The following is a 19,485-nucleotide window of genomic DNA, read 5'->3' as shown; positions in this document are numbered from 1 at the left end:
TCCTGAATAGTTAATTCTCCCTTGGGCTTGAGGTCACTATCGCTGAGAAAACGGGGATGCCAAACCGGGAACACAATTTTCGTGCACGTTTTTCATCCAATAAAGTGGAGCTTGAGCCTCGGGATAAGAGCATTGTTGGTGTGGAGAATACGTGGAATTGGCAGTGGCAAACCGTATTTATTGGGCGTGCAGGTGCGATGCATCCAACCGGAGAGTCGCGGATACAGGCAAACAATAACCGGGTCGAATACATACGGGATGAATTAATTGAATGGTATGAGAACAAGCCGGAAGGATTGGAGCAGGGTTTTATTCTGAAGTCGAGTCCAAGAAGTGTAGTGGGTGAAGTTTTGGGAAAACCGGTCAGAATTGTCTCGCAACCGATTGAGGGGCTAGAAGGCCGAGTAGATATCAAAGGCCGATTCATTGAATTTATTAATAATCAGGGAGCTGTGGTATTGAAATATGCCAAACTTAAAGCCTGGGATGCTCGCGGACGGAAATTGCAGGCAAGCATGGCGCTGGAAAATCATGCTATTGTGTTGAGTATTAATGATCAGGGAGCTCACTATCCTATCATGATTGATCCACTCTTAACCACACCGGCCTGGACCGCAGAGAGCAATCAGGAAGGTGCTGCTTTTGGATATTCTGTGGCTTCAGCCGGAGATGTGAATGGAGATGGTTATAGTGATGTGATTGTTAGCGCAACTGGTTATGACAACGGTGAGAGCAATGAAGGGCGGGTGTATGCGTATCTTGGTTCAACATCCGGCCTGGCTATTAATCCGATTTGGACAGCCGAGAGCAATGCCGCAAACGCTTCCTTTGGTTTTTCTGTAGGCAGTGCTGGAGATGTGAATGATGATGGCTATGGGGATATCATTATAGGTGCGAGTACCTTTAGTAATGGTCAGAGTTTGGAAGGTCGAGCGTATATATATCTCGGATCAGTAACTGGTTTGGCATCTACACCCGATTGGACTGCCGAGAGTAATCAGGATCAAGCAAGATTTGGAACCTCAGTGAGTAGTGCCGGAGATGTAAATGGAGATGGTTATGGAGATGTGATTGTAGGTGCTCAGTATTTTGATAATGGGGAAGATGATGAAGGCCGCGCGTATGTGTATCTAGGGTCTGCGACAGGTTTATCAGCCACAGCAAACTGGACTGCTGAGAGTAATCAAGCATATGCTCAGTTCGGTATATCTGTAAGTAGTGCCGGAGATGTGAATGGCGACGGTTATGGAGATGTCATTGTTGGGGCATATCTGTATGACAATGAGCCGGTTACTAGTCAGACCAATGAAGGCCGAGTATATGTATATTTAGGGTCGCTTGCCGGTTTGGCCGTAAATCCGGCCTGGATTGTAGATGGTGATCAGGAGGACGGAAACATTGCAAATGCAGTGAGCAGTGCCGGAGATGTGAATGGCGATGGTTATAGTGATGTTATTGTTGGCGCAAAATACTATAACAATGGGTTATATAGAGGCGGCCGGGTATTTGTTTATCCCGGCTCATCCTCCGGGTTATCCACAACGCCTGTTTGGACAGCAAATGGAGATCAATTAAATGTTTGGTTTGGGCATTCAATTGGCAATGCCGGGGATGTGAATGGTGATGGTTATGGAGATGTTATTGTAAGTGCACTTAACTACAATAATGGAGAATCAGGAGAGGGCCGGGCATTTATCTATCAAGGTTCTTCGTCTGGGTTAGACACAAATCCAATCTGGGTAACAGAGGGCAACCAAATAGATGCAAAATATGGATGCTCGGTGAGCAGCGCCGGAGATGTAAATGGTGATGGCTATAGCGATGTTATTGTAGGCGCTCTTGAGTATGATAATGGTGAAACAAATGAAGGCCGAGCGTATGTTTATCATGGTTCATCATCTGGTTTGACATCCAACGCTGTATGGACAGCGGAGAGTAATCAAACAAGCGCACAATTGGGATATTGTCTGGCGAGTGCTGGGGATGTGAATGGTGATGGGTATGGGGATGTTATGCTAGGCGTGCCTTATTATGATACAGGTCTTTCAAATATTGGAAATGTATTTATCTTTCATGGCAAATCCGATGGGTTGAGTACCATTGCAGATCAGATTTTGGAAGGAACTTTGGCTGATGAATTTTTTGGTTTTTCTGTATCAACCGCCGGCGATGTGAATGGTGATGGATTTTGTGACATTGTGGTGGGTTCACCCCAATACAGCAATGGTGAGACAAATGAAGGCCGGGCCTATGTTTATTTAGGAAATGCCAGCGGTGTAGGTGCCAGCCCGGCTTGGACTGTGGAAAGCAACCAAGCCAATGCGCAGTTGGGCTATAGTGTTGCTTGTACAGGGGATGTAAATGGTGATGGGTACAGTGATATTCTTCTTGGAGCACCTTATTATGATAATCAAGGGCGGGTATATCTTCATACTGGAAGCGCAAGCGGTCTGGATAGTAATTCTTTATGGTTTGCGGATGGAGGACAAGTCAATTCGCAATTTGGATATTCTGTTTCGTCAGCCGGTGATGTAAATGGCGATGGTTTTAGTGATGTAATTATTGGTGAGCCTCTTTATGACAACGGTCAGACCGATGAAGGGCGCGCGTTTCTGTATTTAGGGCATGCGGGAGGACTGAGCAGTGTGGCGGATTGGTCTCAAGAGAGCGATCAGACTAACGCCCAATATGGACATTCTGTGGCTTCAGCCGGCGATGTGAATAGTGATGGGTATAGTGATGTTGTTGTTGGAGCTAATTTGTATGACGGTACGCAGAGCAATGAAGGGCGAGTATATATCTATCATGGTGGATCTGGTGGGCTCGGCACCAATTTTTCTTGGACCGCATATGGCGGTCAAAATAGTGTACAGTTCGGGTACTCAGTTGCCACTGCCGGGGATGTAGATAACGATGGCTATGGTGATGTTGTGGTCGGTGCGTATCAATTCCCCAATGGCCGGGCTTATGTATATCATGGCAGCAGCAGTGGATTGGTAGGTAGTGCGGAATGGGCGGGAGAAGGCGACCAGGCAGGTTAACAATATGGTTTTTCTGTTGCGAGCGCAGGTGATGTAAACGGTGATGGCTATGGAGATGTAATAATTAGTGCTCCTGCGTATGATAATGGGCAAACGAGTGAAGGTCGGGCATTTCTTTACTATGGTAATGAGCAGTCTGGGTTGAGCCGGATACCGCGTCAGATTCGTGCGGATGAATTAAGCTTGATAGGTCCTGCTGGGCAAGCATCAATTTCCAGCGGTAATCAGGATTTTCTTGTTCGTCTATTCGCTCAAAGCAGTCAAGGATCTGTAAGAACAAAATTACAAGTACAAGTCGCACGCATGGGTCAACCACTCTCAAGTGGGACGCTTTTTAATCAGTCAATGTATACGGATGTGGGTGTATTAGGTACTGATTTAAATTTTACAATAACGGGATTGGATACTTCACAAGCATATCGGTGGCGCGCTCGATTGATGTATGATCCGAGCCAGACAAGCACTGATCAGTTGTATAGTCCTTGGTACAGTATGTCGTGGGGTAGTCTTAGTGGGAATGCAGATTTTCGCACCGGGCCGGTAACTCCGGCTACCGCGACACCAACCAGTATTCCAACAACAACTCCTATTCCAACAGCAACTCCCGTTCCGAGGATAGCTGATTTTAAGGGACAGATCATTGATAAAAAATATTTCTTTGTATATCCCAACCCCACCCGGGGAGTGAATGTAAAATTTAAATTTTTCCTCGACCAGGCCGCGCGGGTGAGTATCAAAGTTTATACACCTGGAAATAGGTTTGTATGGTCAAGGGAGGGTCATTATCCACAGGGATGGACTGAAGTTATTTGGAATACCTCAGGCATGGCAAATGGGGTATACCTCTATATCGGTGAGGCGGAAAGCGGCCATATTAAAGAAAGGATTATTAAAAAGATTGGTTTGGTCAAATGAATGCCAAGCAAGCTGCTGCTCGGTTAGTTAGATGAAAAGTACTGACCTAGGTAATAATGGCAGTCGGGTAGTGAGGAATTGGATGTAAAGAAGTAATTGTGTTTACAACCACACCGCTGGCAGTTGAACTGGTTGTGACGGTGGTTAATTAACGGCTTTTTGGAAGTAATAAAAACAGATAAAAAGGGGCGTTTTTACGCCCCTTTTTTTTATGTCCCATACAAAAGTTCAATGCGATGAACCAAACAGTCCTTTGGGGGTCTACTTTTCTGTAGCTACGAAACACGTTTAGAAAAGGACAGAACCGAAGGGGTGAGAAAAAAATGAAACGAGCACTGATTGGCTTACTGAGTATCATTGTTTTAAGTACGGGATGCACCGTCGTTGTACATAAAAAAGACGCACCACCTGCCGGACGTTATTCTTATTATCAGCCGACACCTTATCCAACCTATCAAGTCCCCAACCCGCAGCCGAACTCGCAACCGCAACCGGAACAGACGTATTCTTCACAACATGAAACAGAAGCGCCGGGAGAAAATTATTCTGAATCACATACGGTTGTTGTTCAAGCGCCGGAAGATACCTACACGGAGGAACAGGTCTGGGTTGATGCTCTGGAAATCGCGGAACACATCATTGTTCCCGGTTTTTGGCGTCCGCGTATCCGGGTGGGATTTTCCTGGTCCAACGGTTTTTGGGAAGGCGGGGTGTATATTCCAGGCTTCTGGAGACCGGTTCGGCATCATCGTTCCGGGTATGCCTGGGTACCGGGTTACTGGCATGGCGGACAGTGGCTCAAAGGACGGTGGCGTAAGGCAAACCGATCCGGCTATTATTGGGTGTCAGGTCACTGGAACCGTGCGGGGGATTGGGTCTATGGTTATTGGCAGCCAAGGAAAGTAAGGCATCATTATACATGGGTGCCGGGTTATTGGAATCACCGCGGCTATTGGATCAAGGGTTTTTGGCGTCCTGCTGTTCGCACTGGTCAGCGCTGGGTTGCCGGATATTATAACCATCGCGGTATTTGGAACATCGGTGGCTGGAAGCGTATTCCTGCCGGAAAAGTCTGGGCAAAAGGTCACTGGGGTCATGACGGCCGCTGGGTAAAAGGTCATTGGCGGGCACGTGAACGTACAGGACATGTTTACCGACCAGGACAGTATGATCATAAAGGCCGCTGGCTCAACGGGAACTGGCAAAAAGGGAAATCTCAGCATGACCGGCCATCACCCAAATACGGCAGAAGCAAGGTGAAAGAACAAGTTGCGCAGCAATCACCCCGGCACTCAAAAATATCTGAAAAAGTTGAGACGGAAGACGCGCGCAAAGAACAGGAACGCTATGATGATTATTATGAGGAATACGAGGGACCGACCAGATACAAGCACAAAAAAAGTAAGGTGAGGAAGGTTGTTGTAAAAAACGGGAAAAAGACCAAGGTTATCATCAAAGCACAGCCGGATGAAGAGGTGTTAGACGGAAAAAAGCCGTCCCGGAAAAAATATCGATACAAAAAAGACAAGATGGAAAAAGAGCAGGAATATAAACAAGAAAAATCACGGAAAAAGGTTAAACCCGGTCGCGTTGTAAAAAGTAAAGCGAAACAAAAACAGGATGCGAAAGGGAAGCAAAATAAATCAAAGTCTAAAATTAAAGCTGCAGTTGCGGAAAAGGAGCAATAAACCATGGGGAACAATCGGCCTGTAAAATATCGAAAATCGTTGAATATCTTGATGGTTGGTTTGGCAATTTCGGCACTGGGATTTTTGAGTGCATGCCGCGGACCGGAAGGTCCCATGGGGCCGACCGGTGCGGCCGGTGCCGGGACCCAAACAACGTATGTTTATGCAATATCCCCGGCAGGATCCAGCGGGACCTATGATGCTGTTTGTCCTGCAGTGGTCGTGGATAATGTGCATGGTGATTATTCTACAGTCAGTTGTTATCTTCATTTTACCGGGTATGACGATGCCCCGCTGGTTCCGTATACAGAAACGGAAACCGACGACTCTACAACCAATTATTTCTATTCGGTTGAGCACGGCAAAGTCATTCTCGGGTGGATCAACAGTGCAACCACGACACCGGGAGATTTTGAACTGGTTGTTACTGTTGTTAATTAATACAAAAGAAAGAGACGGCTGTTCATTTTTTGTCTGATGCAGGGACAGGATGATCCGATTGCAGCCGCCTCTTTCTTTTGGTTGTCAACCCGCCTACAGTAATCGACGAGAAAGAATAGCACCCAGGGATTAATCATTTTTTCATTGGAAAACGAAAATTCATGGAAGATGTTCTGTTATGCTGTTTGTATGACAGGTGTTTGAGAACAATTTCTTCGTTCCACTGAAAAAATGATTAATCCCTGGGTGCTTCTATCATCAAACCAGTACAGCCAATGTCAGGTTAATTCCACGACGAATTTAGAATAAATATGTTTGAGAGTCACGGAAAAATAAAGACGATTTTGTGATTCTGTGGTATAAAATCGCCAAATACATCTTTTGAAAAAGGAGTGTGCGATTCATGGAAAACAAATCAATCTGGCATTCTCCGGCGATTGCCGGTATTGCGGTGGGGCTTGGACTGATTATTGCCGGGATGAGCCTGGGTTCGGCATTATACAAAATCAGGTCGGCGGACCGTTTTGTGACGGTGAAAGGACTGGCGGAGAAGGAACTACCGGCAGATCTGGCGATATGGCCGATTACATTCAAAGTTGCCAGTAATGATTTAGCGTCTTTGCAAAGTCATATTGATGAAAAACGTAAGATTATCACGGCTTTTTTAATTAACTCGGGTTTTCATGATGAGATGATCTCGAATGCTTCACCAAAAATAACCGATACCCAGGCAGAACGTCACTATGGTGAAAAAGTGCGTTTAACCTATCGCTACCTTGCAGAAACCACGCTTACACTGCGTTCCAGTGATGTAGCGCGCGTGAAGATTGGTATGGAAAAAACCGGGGAACTTGTAAAAAAAGGTGTGGTCATGGTGGAAAACTGGGAAAACCGGACGGAATTTTTATTTACCGGTCTGAATAAAATTAAGCCGGAAATGATCGAAGCCGCGACGCTTAATGCCCGGGAAGCGGCTAAGAAATTTGCCAAAGATTCAGGCAGCAAACTCGGAAAAATTCGTCATGCCAATCAGGGTTTTTTTTCAATCGCGGACCGTGATCGTAATTCGCCGGAGTATAAAAAAATCCGGGTGGTGACAACAGTCCAATATTATTTGGTGGATAGATAGTGGATTAGGAAATTTGTTAGAAGCCGATCCGGTCAATTTTAATTTCATCAAACCGGGCGCCGAGACCATTGGTGCCGGTTTCAGAGATTAAGACAATTGAAAAGGTCTGTGAACCGCTCCAGCTGGTGGCGGCTTTAATATCAAAACAATATTTACCGGTGCCGTTTCCAGCATACAAGTCATACAAAGTGGGGCCGCTGCTCAGTTTTAGTGATACTTTGTAAGATGTACCGCTGTCCACTGCGGTTACCACAGTACATAAATAACCGTATGTATCCAAATTGAGTGTCATCGTATCAGAAAGGACCTTGCCCCAGACATCAGGTCCCACTTCTGTGACATAGGCTGAGTCCAAGCCATTGCCGTCAATTTCAGCATTGTTGCTGCTGTCATTGGTCTCGTCCCACCAACCGCCGGGTTGTCCGGCGGCTTCCTCGAAATGCTCAAGATAGGGTGTATAGGAGCCCTGTTCATAAATGACAAGTTCATCAAAACGGGTTCCCAGACCATTGGTGGCGCTCTCAACCGTCAGGACAATGGCAAATGTTTGAATCCCGCTCCAACCGGTGATGGTTTTAATATCATATTCATAAATTCCAGTGCCGGTCAGGGCGGTGGAAATCCGCACAGGTGTTGATTGGCCATCTAATAAAAGCGAGACAATATAATCAGTGCTGTCTACCTCGGTGACTACCACGCGCAGGGTATCAAACGTATCCAGGTCCATGGTCATGTTGGCGGAGACGGCCTGGCCGGAGTTATTGGCATCAACTTTGGTCAGCTTGGCGGAGCCGAGTCCGTTGGCAGCTAATTCAGCATTGTTTGCACCGTCATTGGTTTCATCTGTCCAGCCGTCGGGTTGCTGGCCGGACGACTGCGCGAAATGTTCATGATAGGTGCCGAGCACAGTGATATGCAGGCTGATGGTGGCCGCCATGGCGGGCAAGGCGACAAACATCAGCAAAATTATTGGGAGAATGTGTCGGTATGGATAGTGAGTGGAAAAGCGAATTGATGGATAAGCAAACATTTCTTTATAACCTCGTTTAATGCTATGATTAAGTATAGCGTATTTTTCTTTTTTTAGGCGGAAAATAGGGTGTGTGGGCGGATAAAAAAAATGGTTCACTGGAAATTATAGATTTTGCTGCCACCCCGGAACCGCAGTTTAAGTGAACATGTCTTACCAGTATCCAATAAGTGGAGGGGTAATATGCGTACAAAAAAAATGTTTTGTGCTCTTTTTTTCTTTGGTGTTGTCTTTTTTCTGTTCTCGCAGGTGTTTGCCATGCCAACCGGTTGGACAAATGATCATCGGTTGACCAATGATGCCGGGCAATCCCTTTATCCGACCATCATCTGTAATGCTACGGGTAATTCCGTTTATGCGGCTTGGACGGATGATCGCAATGGTTATTGGGGAATTTATTTTAGTCGCAGTTATGATCAAGGGTTGACCTGGTCGGCTGCAACCAACATCACCAATCATACGGCTGATGCTGTTTATCCTCAGCTTTATTGGTATGCGCCCAATACACTGCTGCTGACCTGGTTGGATTACCGTAATGGCGCACCGGATATTTATACCATGAAAAGTTTGGATCAAGGATCTACCTGGATGGATTTACAAAATATCCCGGGTCAGGTTACCAATGTGTCGAACCGGGGAGACAGCGGCGCTGCTTTTAGCCGGCCGCGTACAGTCATCAATACTTTTGGGACACACGTTGTCTGGGCGGATAATACTTCCGGCAGTTCAAAAATTTATTATCGAAATGTAACTGTGGCTGCGACTGTGTCTATTAAAGTGGATTCAAGCAGTGCGACGCTGCCTGCCATTTCAACACTCAATGGCGGTATGGGATCTAATCCGAACCTTTATATTGCCTGGGAGGAAACACCGGGAGCAGCCGGCAGTATTTATTTCACGCAGAGCGTTGATGGCGGCGTGATCTGGACAGACGGAAATGGTGCGCCGGGATCGTACGATATTAGTTTTAAATTTGGCGCCAGTTCAGCGCGTCATCCGGATATTGTTGTTTCCGGCGATACGGCGACAGGTGTTGAAGTTGGTTTTTTAGATAATCGTCAAGGCACGGACCAGGTCTATTGGGAAACCGGGCGCACTGATTCAGGGTTGCCAATCATTTGGGATGATGGCATGTTTTTTTCGGGAATTGCGCCCAATACCTTAACTAGTTTTGCAGTCGCACCTGATTGGTTGGCCATGTGTTCCACCAGCTCGGAACACTTGGTTGTTTGGCAGGACAATCGTGACGGCAATTATGAATTATATATGCGTGAAGGCATGGGCGGCGGTGCCATTATGTTTGATCCGGTGGTGAGGTTAACGTCGAATGCTGCTGATTCAATTCTGCCGTCGATTACGGGCAATGATCCTTTTTCAACATCAGTGAGCATACACTATATTGCCTGGGCGGATAATCGTGACAGTAATTATGAAATCTATTTTAAACGCACAGATCAAAACGGACCGGCCGCGATCACCGATTTAGCGGCAGTAACCGGGAGTAATCCCGGAGAGGTTGATCTTGTTTGGACCGCCCCGGCGGATGATGTTTCGGATCCGGTTTGGATCTATGATATTGGGCATGACGGCGCAGTGATAACAACGATTTGGGATTTTAGAAACAATGCAACCCAAGTGGTTCAGAACATGGTACCGCAAAGTGCAGGTCAGAGTGAAAGTTATACGGTTTCCGGCCTGGTTCCGGGGAACAGCTATTATTTTTCCGTACTTTCCGTAGATGAGGCGGGAAACAGCGCAACGGTTTCAAACAGTCCGCCGGCAACCGCGCAGGATGTGTTTACACCGTCACCGACCATCACGATTTCACCCACAGTGAGTCCGACAGCAACAATATCACCCACCGGTACGCAGACGCCGGTTGTGACCATCACCGGAACCGCAACGATCACATGGACACAAACAGTGACAGCGACAGAAACACCTACAGCGACACGGACGCCGGTTGTGACCATCACCGGAACCGCAACGATCACATGGACACAAACAGTGACAGCGACAGAAACACCTACAGCGACACGGACGCCGGTTGTGACCATCACCGGAACCGCAACGATCACATGGACACAAACAGTGACAGCGACAGAAACACCTACAGCGACACGGACGCCGGTTGTGACCATCACCGGAACCGCAACGATCACATGGACACAAACAGTGACAGCGACAGAAACACCTACAGCGATACGGACGCCTCGCACTGCGGATTTCAGTGAAGGTGATTTGATGGTCTTTCCCAATCCTGCCAGGGAAGAAATATATTTTGCCCATCCGATGCCCGCGACAGGAACGGTTTTTATAAGGATTTACAATATGGCAGGGGAGAAAATTGCTGAAATCAAACAAAACGCAGAACAAAATTCACGAGGTGTTTCTACAAAATGGGAATGCCACCAGGTGGGTGCAGGTATTTATATTGTAAAGGTAAAAGTGGTTTATACAGATGGTACCAGCAATTGTTATCAGTCCAAGCTGGCAATTACTAAATAGATGATCCAATATCCTATCGCAGAAAGTTGGTGTATGAAAAAACGGTTTTTGTTTAAAAAGGAAAAGATTCAGCTTGTTTTTTAGGTCTGTTTTGTCTATATTGTTCGTGAATTATTACATAAAGGCGGGTCGCGGACCCGCCTTTATGTTGTTATCCCGCTCCGCAGAATACCCCGGGTTTTTGCCAGGCGCACTTGCCCAGCTTGCCCCGCGTATGCGGGGGCGAGTGCCGGGTGCCGGGTGATCCGGGGATGAATGCGTCATAACGCTTCGCGGGATGTCGCCCTGATCAGAAAGATGATTGAGTTAGGAGATGCAAATGGAATTTAGTATGCGGTTTAAAAGAACCCATCATTGCGGGGAGCTGCGCAAAGCGGATGTGAATAAAGACATCGCAGTTTGCGGGTGGGTGGATACCAATCGAGATCATGGCGGGTTGATTTTTATTGATCTGCGTGACCGGGAGGGGAAAACCCAGCTGGTGTTTGATCCGGCATTGTCTGCCGAGGCGCATCAGACAGCCGCCGGCTTGCGCAGTGAATTTGTTATTCTGGTCAAAGGCAAGGTCACTGCCCGCAGCCAGGAAGCCATTAACCCCAAACTACCCACCGGTGAAATTGAGGTCCGGGTAGAGGCGTTACAGATTCTTAATCGCGCCAAAACACCACCGTTTCAAGTATCCGAGGAGGTGGAGGTGTCCGAGGACTTGCGTTTGAAATATCGGTATCTGGATTTAAGACGTCTCCGGATGCAGCAGAATCTTAAGTTTCGTCATCAGGTGGTCAGGACGGTACATCATTATCTGGCTGGAGAGGGTTTTCTTGAGGTGGAGACGCCTTATTTATTAAAAAGTACTCCGGAAGGTGCGCGGGATTATGTGGTTCCTTCGAGAATTTATGCGGGAAATTGTTTTGCGCTGCCGCAGTCACCTCAAATGTTAAAACAAATTTTAATGGTTGCAGGGTGTGATAAATATTATCAGCTTGCCCGGTGTTTTCGTGACGAAGATTTAAGAGCGGACCGCCAACCGGAATTTACCCAGATTGATATGGAAATGTCTTTTGTGGATATTGATGACATACTGGAAAAGGCAGAAGGGATGATGGCCGCGATTTTTCAAGTAGTTGGACTTCCGGAAGTGAAACAACCTTTACCGCGGTTGTCTTATCACGAAGCCATGCTGCGATTTGGTTCAGATAAACCGGACCAACGCTTTGGTCTGGAATTAAAAGATATTACGTCTCTGGCCGGTAAAGCTGATTTTAAGGTTTTTGCCGAGGTGGTTCGATCAGGGGGATTGGTAAAGGGTATCTGTGTTCCTCAAGGGGCTTCCTTTTCACGCATGGAAATTGATTCATTGATTGGTTTTTCCCAGAAATTCGGTGCCAAAGGGATGGCCTGGTTTAAAGTGACGGACCAGGGACTGGAATCCAATCTGACAAAGTATTTTTCTCCGGAACTTTTAGCCGAGATACAGGCGGCATTGGAAGGACGGCCTGGGGATTTGTTGGTTTTCATTGCTGATAAACCAGGCATTACCCATGATGTTCTTTCGCGGTTACGACTTCACTTGGGTGAAAAAACGAACAAGATTCCCAAGGATCAGTGGCATTTGGCATGGATTATTGATTTTCCATTGTTTAAGCATGATGACGTTAACCGGCGCTGGGACTCAGAGCACCATCCTTTTACCGCTCCCCACCCGGATGATATTTCGCTTTTGGAGAGTGATCCGGGAAAAGTACGCTCTTTGAGTTTTGATTTGGTTCTCAATGGCGTGGAAATCGCATCAGGCAGCATCCGTATTCATCAATCCGAGTTGCAGGCGAAAATTTTCAGCTTGATCGGTATGACGGATGAAGATGCTAAAGAAAAATTCGGCTTTTTAGTGGAAGCATTTGAATATGGCGCACCACCCCATGGCGGCATGGCAATTGGTTTGGACCGCCTGGTCATGCTTCTGACGGGAGAGAAAACAATTAGGGATGTAATCGCATTTCCCAAGACGCAAAAAGCGCAAGATTTGCTAACGGGCGCGCCGGGTATCCTGCATCATGATCAATTAAAAGAGCTCAGTCTGGAAGTTGTTGAGGAGACATTGTAAAAAAATATAGAGTGATTTAATAACTAAGGGTTGACAAACCCGAACTTTACATGATAATTTACAAAAAAAGTATTTTATACAAAGAACCATACTTTTTAATTTTTCTTGTGAGGAATTTAGTGAAAAAGCAGATTAGTCGATGGATCGTTGTCGTTTTTTCTGTGCTCCTGCTTAGTACGGTAAGCAAGGCACAAAGCAGCGGTCCGATTATTGCAAACAATATATTGGGCGGGGCCGGGGCCGGGGCTGTGGTAGGTCTTTCGGTCGGGGTATTCGCCTATGGTATGGGAAATAATTATAATCCTGATTTTTTGGTTAATGGCGCTGTTTACGGTTTTTTAACCGGGGCAGTGCTTGGCACCGGGGTTGGGGTGTATGAAATAACCAACCGGACCAATGCTTCAGGATTTACAGTGGCTGAATATGCGGTTGGCGGAACCGGTATAGGTGCTTTGTTGGGACTGGTGGTGGCAACTGTTCCGTATATGCGTGACAACAATCCTGAAGATTTTACGATTGGATTGGGGCTCGGTGGCATCATTGGTGCGGTCGTCGGTCTGGGTTTTGCAGCAATTGACATAAGTACCGATTCTTCAGGTCAAGGAGACGATATGCTTCTGTCCGGAAAAATAGGTCTTCAGCATGAGGCAGTCGGGTTAGTGAAATATATACCGGAAGCAACCAGGGAACCAGTAGTCTGTTGCCGGCTGGTGGCGTTAACTTTTTAAAATTGGGTTTTGCAATGCCGGCGGTGGTTCCCAAAAAGAAAAACCACCCTAATCTGGAAGGAGGTGAAATAAGTATGAAGTTTGATGAGATGGTTAAATTTTCAGTGGTAGCGGTTTTGGTAAGCGGCATGGTTGGGATGATTGGGTGCGGAGCAAAAGAAGTTCAACCCGAACCAACACCTGTAGTTGTTGCGGAACCTGAACCTACACCAGAACCGGAACCGGAGATGCAGCGGTACTCTGTTATGCCGGGAGATACCCTTTGGGATATTTCCGGAAATGCTGATATTTACGGGGATAACTTCCAGTGGCCCTTGATTTTTAAGGCCAACCGCGATCAGATCGAGGATCCGGATATCATTGAAATCGACCAGGACCTGGCAATCTCGCAGGAGTTTACCCAGGAAGAAGTTGAAATGGCGATTGAAAATGCAAGACAAACGCCGCGCTATGTGCCTCATACCACACCGCGTCGTCGTTTACCGATTGAGTATTAATCAATCCATTATTCGGAAAAAGGGACCCTCTTGAGGGTCCCTTTTTCATGTTTTGCCGGATTCGAAGGAGACACTGATTTCTTTTGAGTAACCCACTTGAAGGATTGCGTAAAATTTTCATTCATACTTTGTTGAATTCCAAGGCGGATGCCACCATCCTTATTCAGGATATCAACAATTATTTATTTATTTCCGGTTTTTTTTACTTTGATAAGCATGGGTATCGTAATTTCATTTTTTTCAGCCTTCAGGCTGGTTTATGATGCCGGTTCAAATCCGCAATGAGCAAAAAAAAATCCGGGTAAACCAAACGGCATTGAAAAAGATGGCGCAAAAATGTCTTGGGAAGATGAACCGGCCCAAGGCTGAAATTTCAATTCTTTTATCCGATGACCACACTATTCAAGAATTAAACCGGCTTCACCGGGGAATCAATCGGCCGACGGATGTCTTGTCTTTTGGTATGCGGGAGCAGAAAAAAAAGCAGGATCCCATGCCGCCCCATCCTGAAATTCTGGGAGATTTGGCAATTTCGGTTCCGGCGATTCAGCGCCAGGCAGTCAAACGGCATGTGGCGGTTGAGGAAGAGTTGGATTTTATTGTCATTCATGGTATTTTACATTTATTGGGTTATGATCATGCAAGTCAAAAACAAAAGTTGCAAATGGAAGGAATACATACGGCCCTGTTTCAGGCTTGTCGTATGAAGTGAGGTATAGTGGCGCCATTCATGTTGATAAATATTTTTATTTTGATTATCTTATTTTTTCTGTCGGGTTTTTTTTCGGCCAGTGAAACCGCATTAATGGGTTTGGGACGGAGCCGGTTGGCACGTGCCATTGAATTGGGCGGTGCTCGCGGGATTGCATTGGAACAATGGAAGAAGGACCCCAACCGCCTATTAACGACAATTTTAATTCTCAATAATGCCGTGAATATTTCCGCCACAACGATTGCAGCATTTATAGCAATTCATATTTCCGAACTGTTTTTATTGAATCGTGCACAAATGGGTGCCGTAGTGGCAACCATCGTCACATTGGTGATTATTATTTTCGGAGAAGTGACCCCGAAGGTCCTGGCAATCCATAAATCGGAAAAAATCGCACTTTTCATCATTCGCCCTCTGGTGCTGCTGGCAAAGATTCTTTATCCCTTGAGCCGGTTGCTGCTGCTGGCAGCCGGCGTATTTTTAAAACCGTTTGGTCTAAAACCCGGAAGCTCCATTCCCATGGTGACGGAAGCTGAAATTCACGCGCTTATTCAAATGGGGGCGGATGAAGGTATTTTGGAAGACCAGGAACATCAGATGATCCATGGCGTGATCAGTCTGGGGGAAACCCAGGTTCGCGAGGTGATGATTCCGAGAACTGAGATGGAGTGTATTGATTCGGATGCCAGCATGGACCAAATTATTAACCAAATTGTTCAAGCGGGTTATTCCCGTATGCCGGTTTTTCAGGAGAATGTTGATAATATTGTGGGGGTGGTTTACACCAAGGACATTATTTCCGTATTACAAAATCGGGAGTTAATTGTTCTTCAGGATATTTTGCGTCAACCGTACTTCGTACCGGAGACTAAAAAGGTGGATGATTTACTGCATGAATTTCAGCGGGGAAAATTACATTTGGCGGTTGTGGTGGATGAATACGGCGGGACATCGGGGTTGGTGACGTTGGAAGACCTTATTGAGGAAATTGTCGGCGAGATCCGCGATGAATATGATGTGGAAGAAAAAAATATTGAAAAAATCGAAGAGAATATTTGGTTGGTGGATGCTCAGACCGATAGTAAGGAAATCAATGAGGGTCTTGATATTGGATTACCGGATATGAAAGATATTAATACCATCGGTGGGTATGTGGTGCACCTGCTCGGGCACCTGCCTAAAAAGGGAGAGCAAATTTTTCATAAAAACATTCAGTTTACGATTATGGCCGCGAGCAATACCCGTGTCGAGAAAATTCAGATTCAAATTATGCCGGGTTCTTCTGAACAAAGCTCCGAAGCCTAACCAACATTTTTTGCTTGATGTATCAAATGTGATTGTTTTTAGCGTTTGTTTGTGTCAGCCGCCATCTTTTTTGCTGTTTGGGCGAATTTTCGAATTTTTGCATACGCTTATACAGCTTGGACCAGTGGAATTGGGACGACTGCTTTTTGGTTAATTCTATTTTAGTGTTGCTAAATTGCCTCTATTTAAGTTGGGGTCATATCGACGGGATGAAGACGAATTTTTTTGTGAACTTTTTTAAGAATAAAAGGAGTTTGCTATTGACTTTGACCACTATCAGTGATAGCTTGATTAATAGTTAAATACAATTTCAATCTTAATAGAAAATAGGGGGTAAACAATGGCAGGCTTTCTAAAAAATTATTACGATACAGGTAAAAAAGTACTCCTCAAACCGGCGGATTTCTTTAAAGAAATGCCGGTAACCGGAGGATATAAAGATCCTCTCATTTTTGCGATCATTACCGCGATTATTATGGGTGTCGGTCTTACCATTATTACATTGGGTGTTGGATTTTTAGCAATTGTGTTTGCACCCATTGCCGTTGCAATCAGTCTTTATCTGGCAGCATTGCTTCTCTTGATTTGTGCAAAAATTGTTGGTGGAACCGGAACGTATGAAGGAACATTCCGTCTTGCTGCGTATGCCAATATCGTGAATATTATTGGTTGGATTCCGATTATCTCTGTTTTGGGTTCCATCTATGGTTTAATTATTACTGTTTTAGGAATGAAGGAAATTCACAAATTAACCACCGCCAAAGCAATTATTGCTGTTGCTATTGCGATTGCCATTGTTTTTGTTATTGTTGTACTATTAGCCATTATCGGGATTGGAATTACAGGATACGTTCCGGCTGGTTAAGCGTTTTATAGGAATCACTAAGAACCACGCTTCTGTATGACCAGAGGCGTGGTTCTTTTATATTCGGAGTGATCACATATGCCTGAATCGCGAAAAAAAAATCTATGAAAAAAAATGGAATATCCGGATTTACCGCAAGCAGAAAAGGAAGCGGTTCAGAACAACGCAATCCGGAAAAGCAACTAAGCAAGGGAGCGGCTTTTCAGGTTCCTCAGGGCGGTCTTCGGGTTTTTGCTTACCTTCTGTCCCTTTTTCCTCCCTGCGGATTTCTTTTAGGGATTATCTTTTTTTCTCAGTCTGAGCAAGAGGCCGGGCATTTTGGCCGGGTTTGCATGATTTACGCCGGTGTCGGACTCCTTGGTTTATTTTTTTGTTGGGGTGTGGCTGGAATCATGCAAGGATTGACGAGTACGGGTCCATCAGGCGGTCTGGTGGGCGGTTATTATTAGGGTCATGGCGTGCCTTCCTTTCGAGCAACCTCTTTTATAATAAGAAATTATAATTTTTCAGAAGCTGACCGTATTCTTGTGCTTTTTTCCAAGGAGAAAGGAAAAATAAAGGGAATTGCCAAAGGTGTTCGAAAGTTACGCAGCCGTTTGGCAGGGAGTGTCGGCCTTTTAAATCAGGCTGAATTGCAGTGTTACGGTAAAACACATCAGGATTTATTTTTGATCACCCAAGGGCAGCTGGTGACGTCCTATCCCGCCATTAAATCCAATTTATCCTTACTTGGTCAGGCGGCACGTTTTTATGAGTTGGTTGACAGATTAACACCCGATCATCAGCCGCTTCCGGAAATTTTTTTGCTACTGAGCGAGGCAATGCAACTTTTGGAATCCGGATATGCGCCGATTGTGACCGGTATTTGGTTTGAGATGACGTTGCTTGACTATATGGGGTATGGACCTTTGTTGGGAAAATGTATGACATGTGATCAGGTCAAGGACCGTGTGGCATATGTTCCGGAAAAAGGCGGGATTGTTTGTGCTGCCTGCGGGAGTACAAGTTTATTATTTCTTTCACGCGGCGCACGGGCCTTATTGGAAAAGTTGCGTTGTTCGAAATCAGATACTGTTAAGACTATCAAGCTGGAAAGAAAAATGGAAAAAGAAATTACGTTATTTTTAAATGCGGCTTTGCGATATCAAGTGGGCCGGGGACTGAACAGTGATAAATTTCGTCAAGCTGTTTCCAGAATAAATATCTAATAGGCAGATTGTAACTCATATTGCAACATTAGTAATGTTTAGAAAAAAGAATGTTTTTTTTCTCTCTAAAGACTTTATCATAGCATTAATAGCACAAAAGATCGTCACCCCGGACTCTTGCCCGGCGTATGCCGGGTGATCCGGGGTCCAGAAAACACTTTGTTTATTAGCATAAGTCCTGGATTCCGGCTAAAGGATTGCCGGAATGACGACCTAAAACATCCTTGAATTCTGAATATCATTCAGTACCGGTTATTAGGTTAACTTCTAACTTATAAACTGTTGCACTTGTGGTTACAATTCACCCAGCAGTGATGAAAAACAGGAAAAGACTATACAAAAAACTAAAAAATAAGTATCATCTTTATTTTGGTCAGGCAGTGGCGAAATGAGCCGGTAGTGCTTTTTATGAGGAGTAGGCATGACGTTTCAGGAAATTATTCACCATTTACAGCAATTTTGGGCAGAGCAGGGTTGTTTGGTGGTACAGCCTTATGATCTTGAAAAAGGTGCTGCGACGTTTAATCCGGCAACGTTTTTAAGGGTTTTGGGGCCTGAACCGTGGGCATCTGCCAATGTCGAACCTTGCCGGAGACCCAAAGACGGTCGCTATGGAGAAAATCCCAATCGGGGGCAGCACTATTATCAATTTCAGGTTGTTATCAAACCCTCGCCAAAAAATATTCAGGATTTATACCGGCAAAGTCTTATGAACCTGGGGTTGAAAATTGAAGATCATGATGTCCGTTTTACAGAGGATGATTGGGAGTCTCCTACGTTGGGAGCAGGGGGATTGGGTTGGCAGGTATGGCTTGATGGTATGGAAATCACCCAATTCACTTATTTTCAGCAAATGGGATCCATTGAACTCAATCCGGTTACGGTTGAGATAACCTATGGTTTGGAACGTATTGCAATGTTTTTGCAAAATGTTAATTCCATGTTTGATATTGAATGGGGACATGGCATTCGCTACGGAGAACTGTTTTTGGACAATGAAGTCCAGTGGTCACGGTATAATTTTGAAGCGTCAAATCCGGATGCTTTATTTGAAGCCTTCAATACCTGCGAGAAAGAAACCGCGCGGTTAATTCATCTGCAATTGGTCACGCCCGCTTACGATCAACTGGTGAAATCTTCACATTTATTTAATCTGCTGGATGCCCGCGGATCTATTTCTGTTACGGAGCGGGTGGGATATATTGGCCGCTTGCGTACGCTGGCGAAGTTAGTGGCGCAAGGTTATGTCAATCATCGTGAGGAATTGAAATTTCCTCTGATGAAACAGTAATCCTGGGGTTGATGATGAAAGGG

Annotated in this window: 16 protein-coding genes and 1 pseudogene; 16 read left to right on the top strand and 1 reads right to left on the bottom strand. The window is 45.5% G+C overall.

Annotation, left to right across the window (positions count from 1 at the left end):
* Window positions 1-56: 56 nt before the first annotated feature.
* From K8S19_09095 to K8S19_09075, 5 genes and pseudogenes are all read left to right on the top strand, one after another.
* Window positions 57-3,041, top strand: a complete 2,985-nt coding sequence (locus K8S19_09095; protein MCD4813829.1) for an integrin alpha — start codon at window positions 57-59, stop codon at window positions 3,039-3,041.
* Between the two features lie 6 nt (window positions 3,042-3,047).
* Window positions 3,048-3,956 (top strand): annotated as a pseudogene (locus K8S19_09090) (hypothetical protein).
* Window positions 3,957-4,279: 323 nt separating this feature from the next.
* Window positions 4,280-5,644, top strand: a complete 1,365-nt coding sequence (locus tag K8S19_09085) for a hypothetical protein (GenBank protein ID MCD4813828.1) — start codon at window positions 4,280-4,282, stop codon at window positions 5,642-5,644.
* Window positions 5,645-5,647: 3 nt separating this feature from the next.
* Window positions 5,648-6,085, top strand: coding sequence for a hypothetical protein (locus tag K8S19_09080; protein ID MCD4813827.1), 438 nt, complete (start codon window positions 5,648-5,650; stop codon window positions 6,083-6,085).
* A gap of 403 nt (window positions 6,086-6,488) precedes the next feature.
* Entirely contained in the window at window positions 6,489-7,214 is a 726-nt protein-coding gene (locus K8S19_09075) for an SIMPL domain-containing protein (protein MCD4813826.1), read from the top strand.
* A 16-nt stretch (window positions 7,215-7,230) separates the two neighbouring features.
* Here the strand turns inward: K8S19_09075 and K8S19_09070 are convergent, their stop codons facing one another.
* Entirely contained in the window at window positions 7,231-8,172 is a 942-nt protein-coding gene (locus K8S19_09070; protein MCD4813825.1) for a hypothetical protein, read from the bottom strand.
* Between the two features lie 255 nt (window positions 8,173-8,427).
* On the opposite strand from K8S19_09070, the gene K8S19_09065 reads away from it, so the two are divergent.
* The 11 genes from K8S19_09065 (at window position 8,428) to glyQ (ending at window position 19,462) form a co-directional block, all read left to right on the top strand.
* Window positions 8,428-10,752: a T9SS type A sorting domain-containing protein gene (locus K8S19_09065; protein MCD4813824.1), complete on the top strand. Its 2,325-nt coding sequence runs from the start codon at window positions 8,428-8,430 to the stop codon at window positions 10,750-10,752.
* 319 nt (window positions 10,753-11,071) lie between these two features.
* Complete coding sequence (gene aspS, locus K8S19_09060; protein MCD4813823.1) at window positions 11,072-12,856, top strand: aspartate--tRNA ligase; 1,785 nt, start codon at window positions 11,072-11,074, stop codon at window positions 12,854-12,856.
* A 119-nt stretch (window positions 12,857-12,975) separates the two neighbouring features.
* Window positions 12,976-13,584, top strand: coding sequence for a hypothetical protein (locus K8S19_09055; GenBank protein MCD4813822.1), 609 nt, complete (start codon window positions 12,976-12,978; stop codon window positions 13,582-13,584).
* A gap of 74 nt (window positions 13,585-13,658) precedes the next feature.
* Window positions 13,659-14,081: a LysM peptidoglycan-binding domain-containing protein gene (locus tag K8S19_09050; protein ID MCD4813821.1), complete on the top strand. Its 423-nt coding sequence runs from the start codon at window positions 13,659-13,661 to the stop codon at window positions 14,079-14,081.
* An 83-nt stretch (window positions 14,082-14,164) separates the two neighbouring features.
* Complete coding sequence (locus tag K8S19_09045; protein MCD4813820.1) at window positions 14,165-14,344, top strand: hypothetical protein; 180 nt, start codon at window positions 14,165-14,167, stop codon at window positions 14,342-14,344.
* Window positions 14,341-14,793, top strand: coding sequence for an rRNA maturation RNase YbeY (gene ybeY, locus K8S19_09040; GenBank protein MCD4813819.1), 453 nt, complete (start codon window positions 14,341-14,343; stop codon window positions 14,791-14,793). Before K8S19_09045 ends, ybeY begins: the two co-directional genes overlap by 4 nt.
* An 18-nt stretch (window positions 14,794-14,811) precedes the next feature.
* Entirely contained in the window at window positions 14,812-16,098 is a 1,287-nt protein-coding gene (locus K8S19_09035; GenBank protein MCD4813818.1) for a hemolysin family protein, read from the top strand.
* A 340-nt stretch (window positions 16,099-16,438) separates the two neighbouring features.
* Window positions 16,439-16,963, top strand: a complete 525-nt coding sequence (locus K8S19_09030) for a YIP1 family protein (protein ID MCD4813817.1) — start codon at window positions 16,439-16,441, stop codon at window positions 16,961-16,963.
* Between the two features lie 104 nt (window positions 16,964-17,067).
* Window positions 17,068-17,412: a hypothetical protein gene (locus tag K8S19_09025; GenBank protein ID MCD4813816.1), complete on the top strand. Its 345-nt coding sequence runs from the start codon at window positions 17,068-17,070 to the stop codon at window positions 17,410-17,412.
* A gap of 9 nt (window positions 17,413-17,421) precedes the next feature.
* Window positions 17,422-18,171 (top strand): DNA repair protein RecO, encoded by a 750-nt coding sequence (gene recO / locus K8S19_09020; protein MCD4813815.1) that lies wholly within the window; start codon window positions 17,422-17,424, stop codon window positions 18,169-18,171.
* A 421-nt stretch (window positions 18,172-18,592) separates the two neighbouring features.
* On the top strand, window positions 18,593-19,462 hold the full coding sequence (gene glyQ, locus K8S19_09015; protein MCD4813814.1) for a glycine--tRNA ligase subunit alpha: 870 nt from the start codon (window positions 18,593-18,595) through the stop codon (window positions 19,460-19,462).
* Window positions 19,463-19,485 lie beyond the last annotated feature (23 nt).

This window comes from bacterium (assembly GCA_021108215.1).
Lineage (GTDB): Bacteria > Oederibacteriota > JAAXVQ01 > JAAXVQ01 > JAUVAV01 > JAIORK01.
The sequence above is the reverse complement of the archived record's forward strand: the minus strand, read 5'-3'. Positions and strand labels throughout refer to the sequence as shown.

What these genes read in the sequence shown, in the direction of transcription:
- K8S19_09095 (MCD4813829.1), top strand. Translation starts at nt 57, where the DNA reads ATGCCAAACCGGGAACACAATTTTCGTGCACGTTTTTCATCCAATAAA.
- K8S19_09085 (MCD4813828.1), top strand. Translation starts at nt 4,280, where the DNA reads ATGAAACGAGCACTGATTGGCTTACTGAGTATCATTGTTTTAAGTACG.
- K8S19_09080 (MCD4813827.1), top strand. Translation starts at nt 5,648, where the DNA reads ATGGGGAACAATCGGCCTGTAAAATATCGAAAATCGTTGAATATCTTG.
- K8S19_09075 (MCD4813826.1), top strand. Translation starts at nt 6,489, where the DNA reads ATGGAAAACAAATCAATCTGGCATTCTCCGGCGATTGCCGGTATTGCG.
- K8S19_09070 (MCD4813825.1), bottom strand. Translation starts at nt 8,172, where the DNA reads ATGTTTGTCGCCTTGCCCGCCATGGCGGCCACCATCAGCCTGCATATC.
- K8S19_09065 (MCD4813824.1), top strand. Translation starts at nt 8,428, where the DNA reads ATGCGTACAAAAAAAATGTTTTGTGCTCTTTTTTTCTTTGGTGTTGTC.
- aspS (MCD4813823.1), top strand. Translation starts at nt 11,072, where the DNA reads ATGGAATTTAGTATGCGGTTTAAAAGAACCCATCATTGCGGGGAGCTG.
- K8S19_09050 (MCD4813821.1), top strand. Translation starts at nt 13,659, where the DNA reads ATGAAGTTTGATGAGATGGTTAAATTTTCAGTGGTAGCGGTTTTGGTA.
- ybeY (MCD4813819.1), top strand. Translation starts at nt 14,341, where the DNA reads ATGATGCCGGTTCAAATCCGCAATGAGCAAAAAAAAATCCGGGTAAAC.
- K8S19_09035 (MCD4813818.1), top strand. Translation starts at nt 14,812, where the DNA reads ATGTTGATAAATATTTTTATTTTGATTATCTTATTTTTTCTGTCGGGT.
- K8S19_09030 (MCD4813817.1), top strand. Translation starts at nt 16,439, where the DNA reads ATGGCAGGCTTTCTAAAAAATTATTACGATACAGGTAAAAAAGTACTC.
- K8S19_09025 (MCD4813816.1), top strand. Translation starts at nt 17,068, where the DNA reads ATGAAAAAAAATGGAATATCCGGATTTACCGCAAGCAGAAAAGGAAGC.
- glyQ (MCD4813814.1), top strand. Translation starts at nt 18,593, where the DNA reads ATGACGTTTCAGGAAATTATTCACCATTTACAGCAATTTTGGGCAGAG.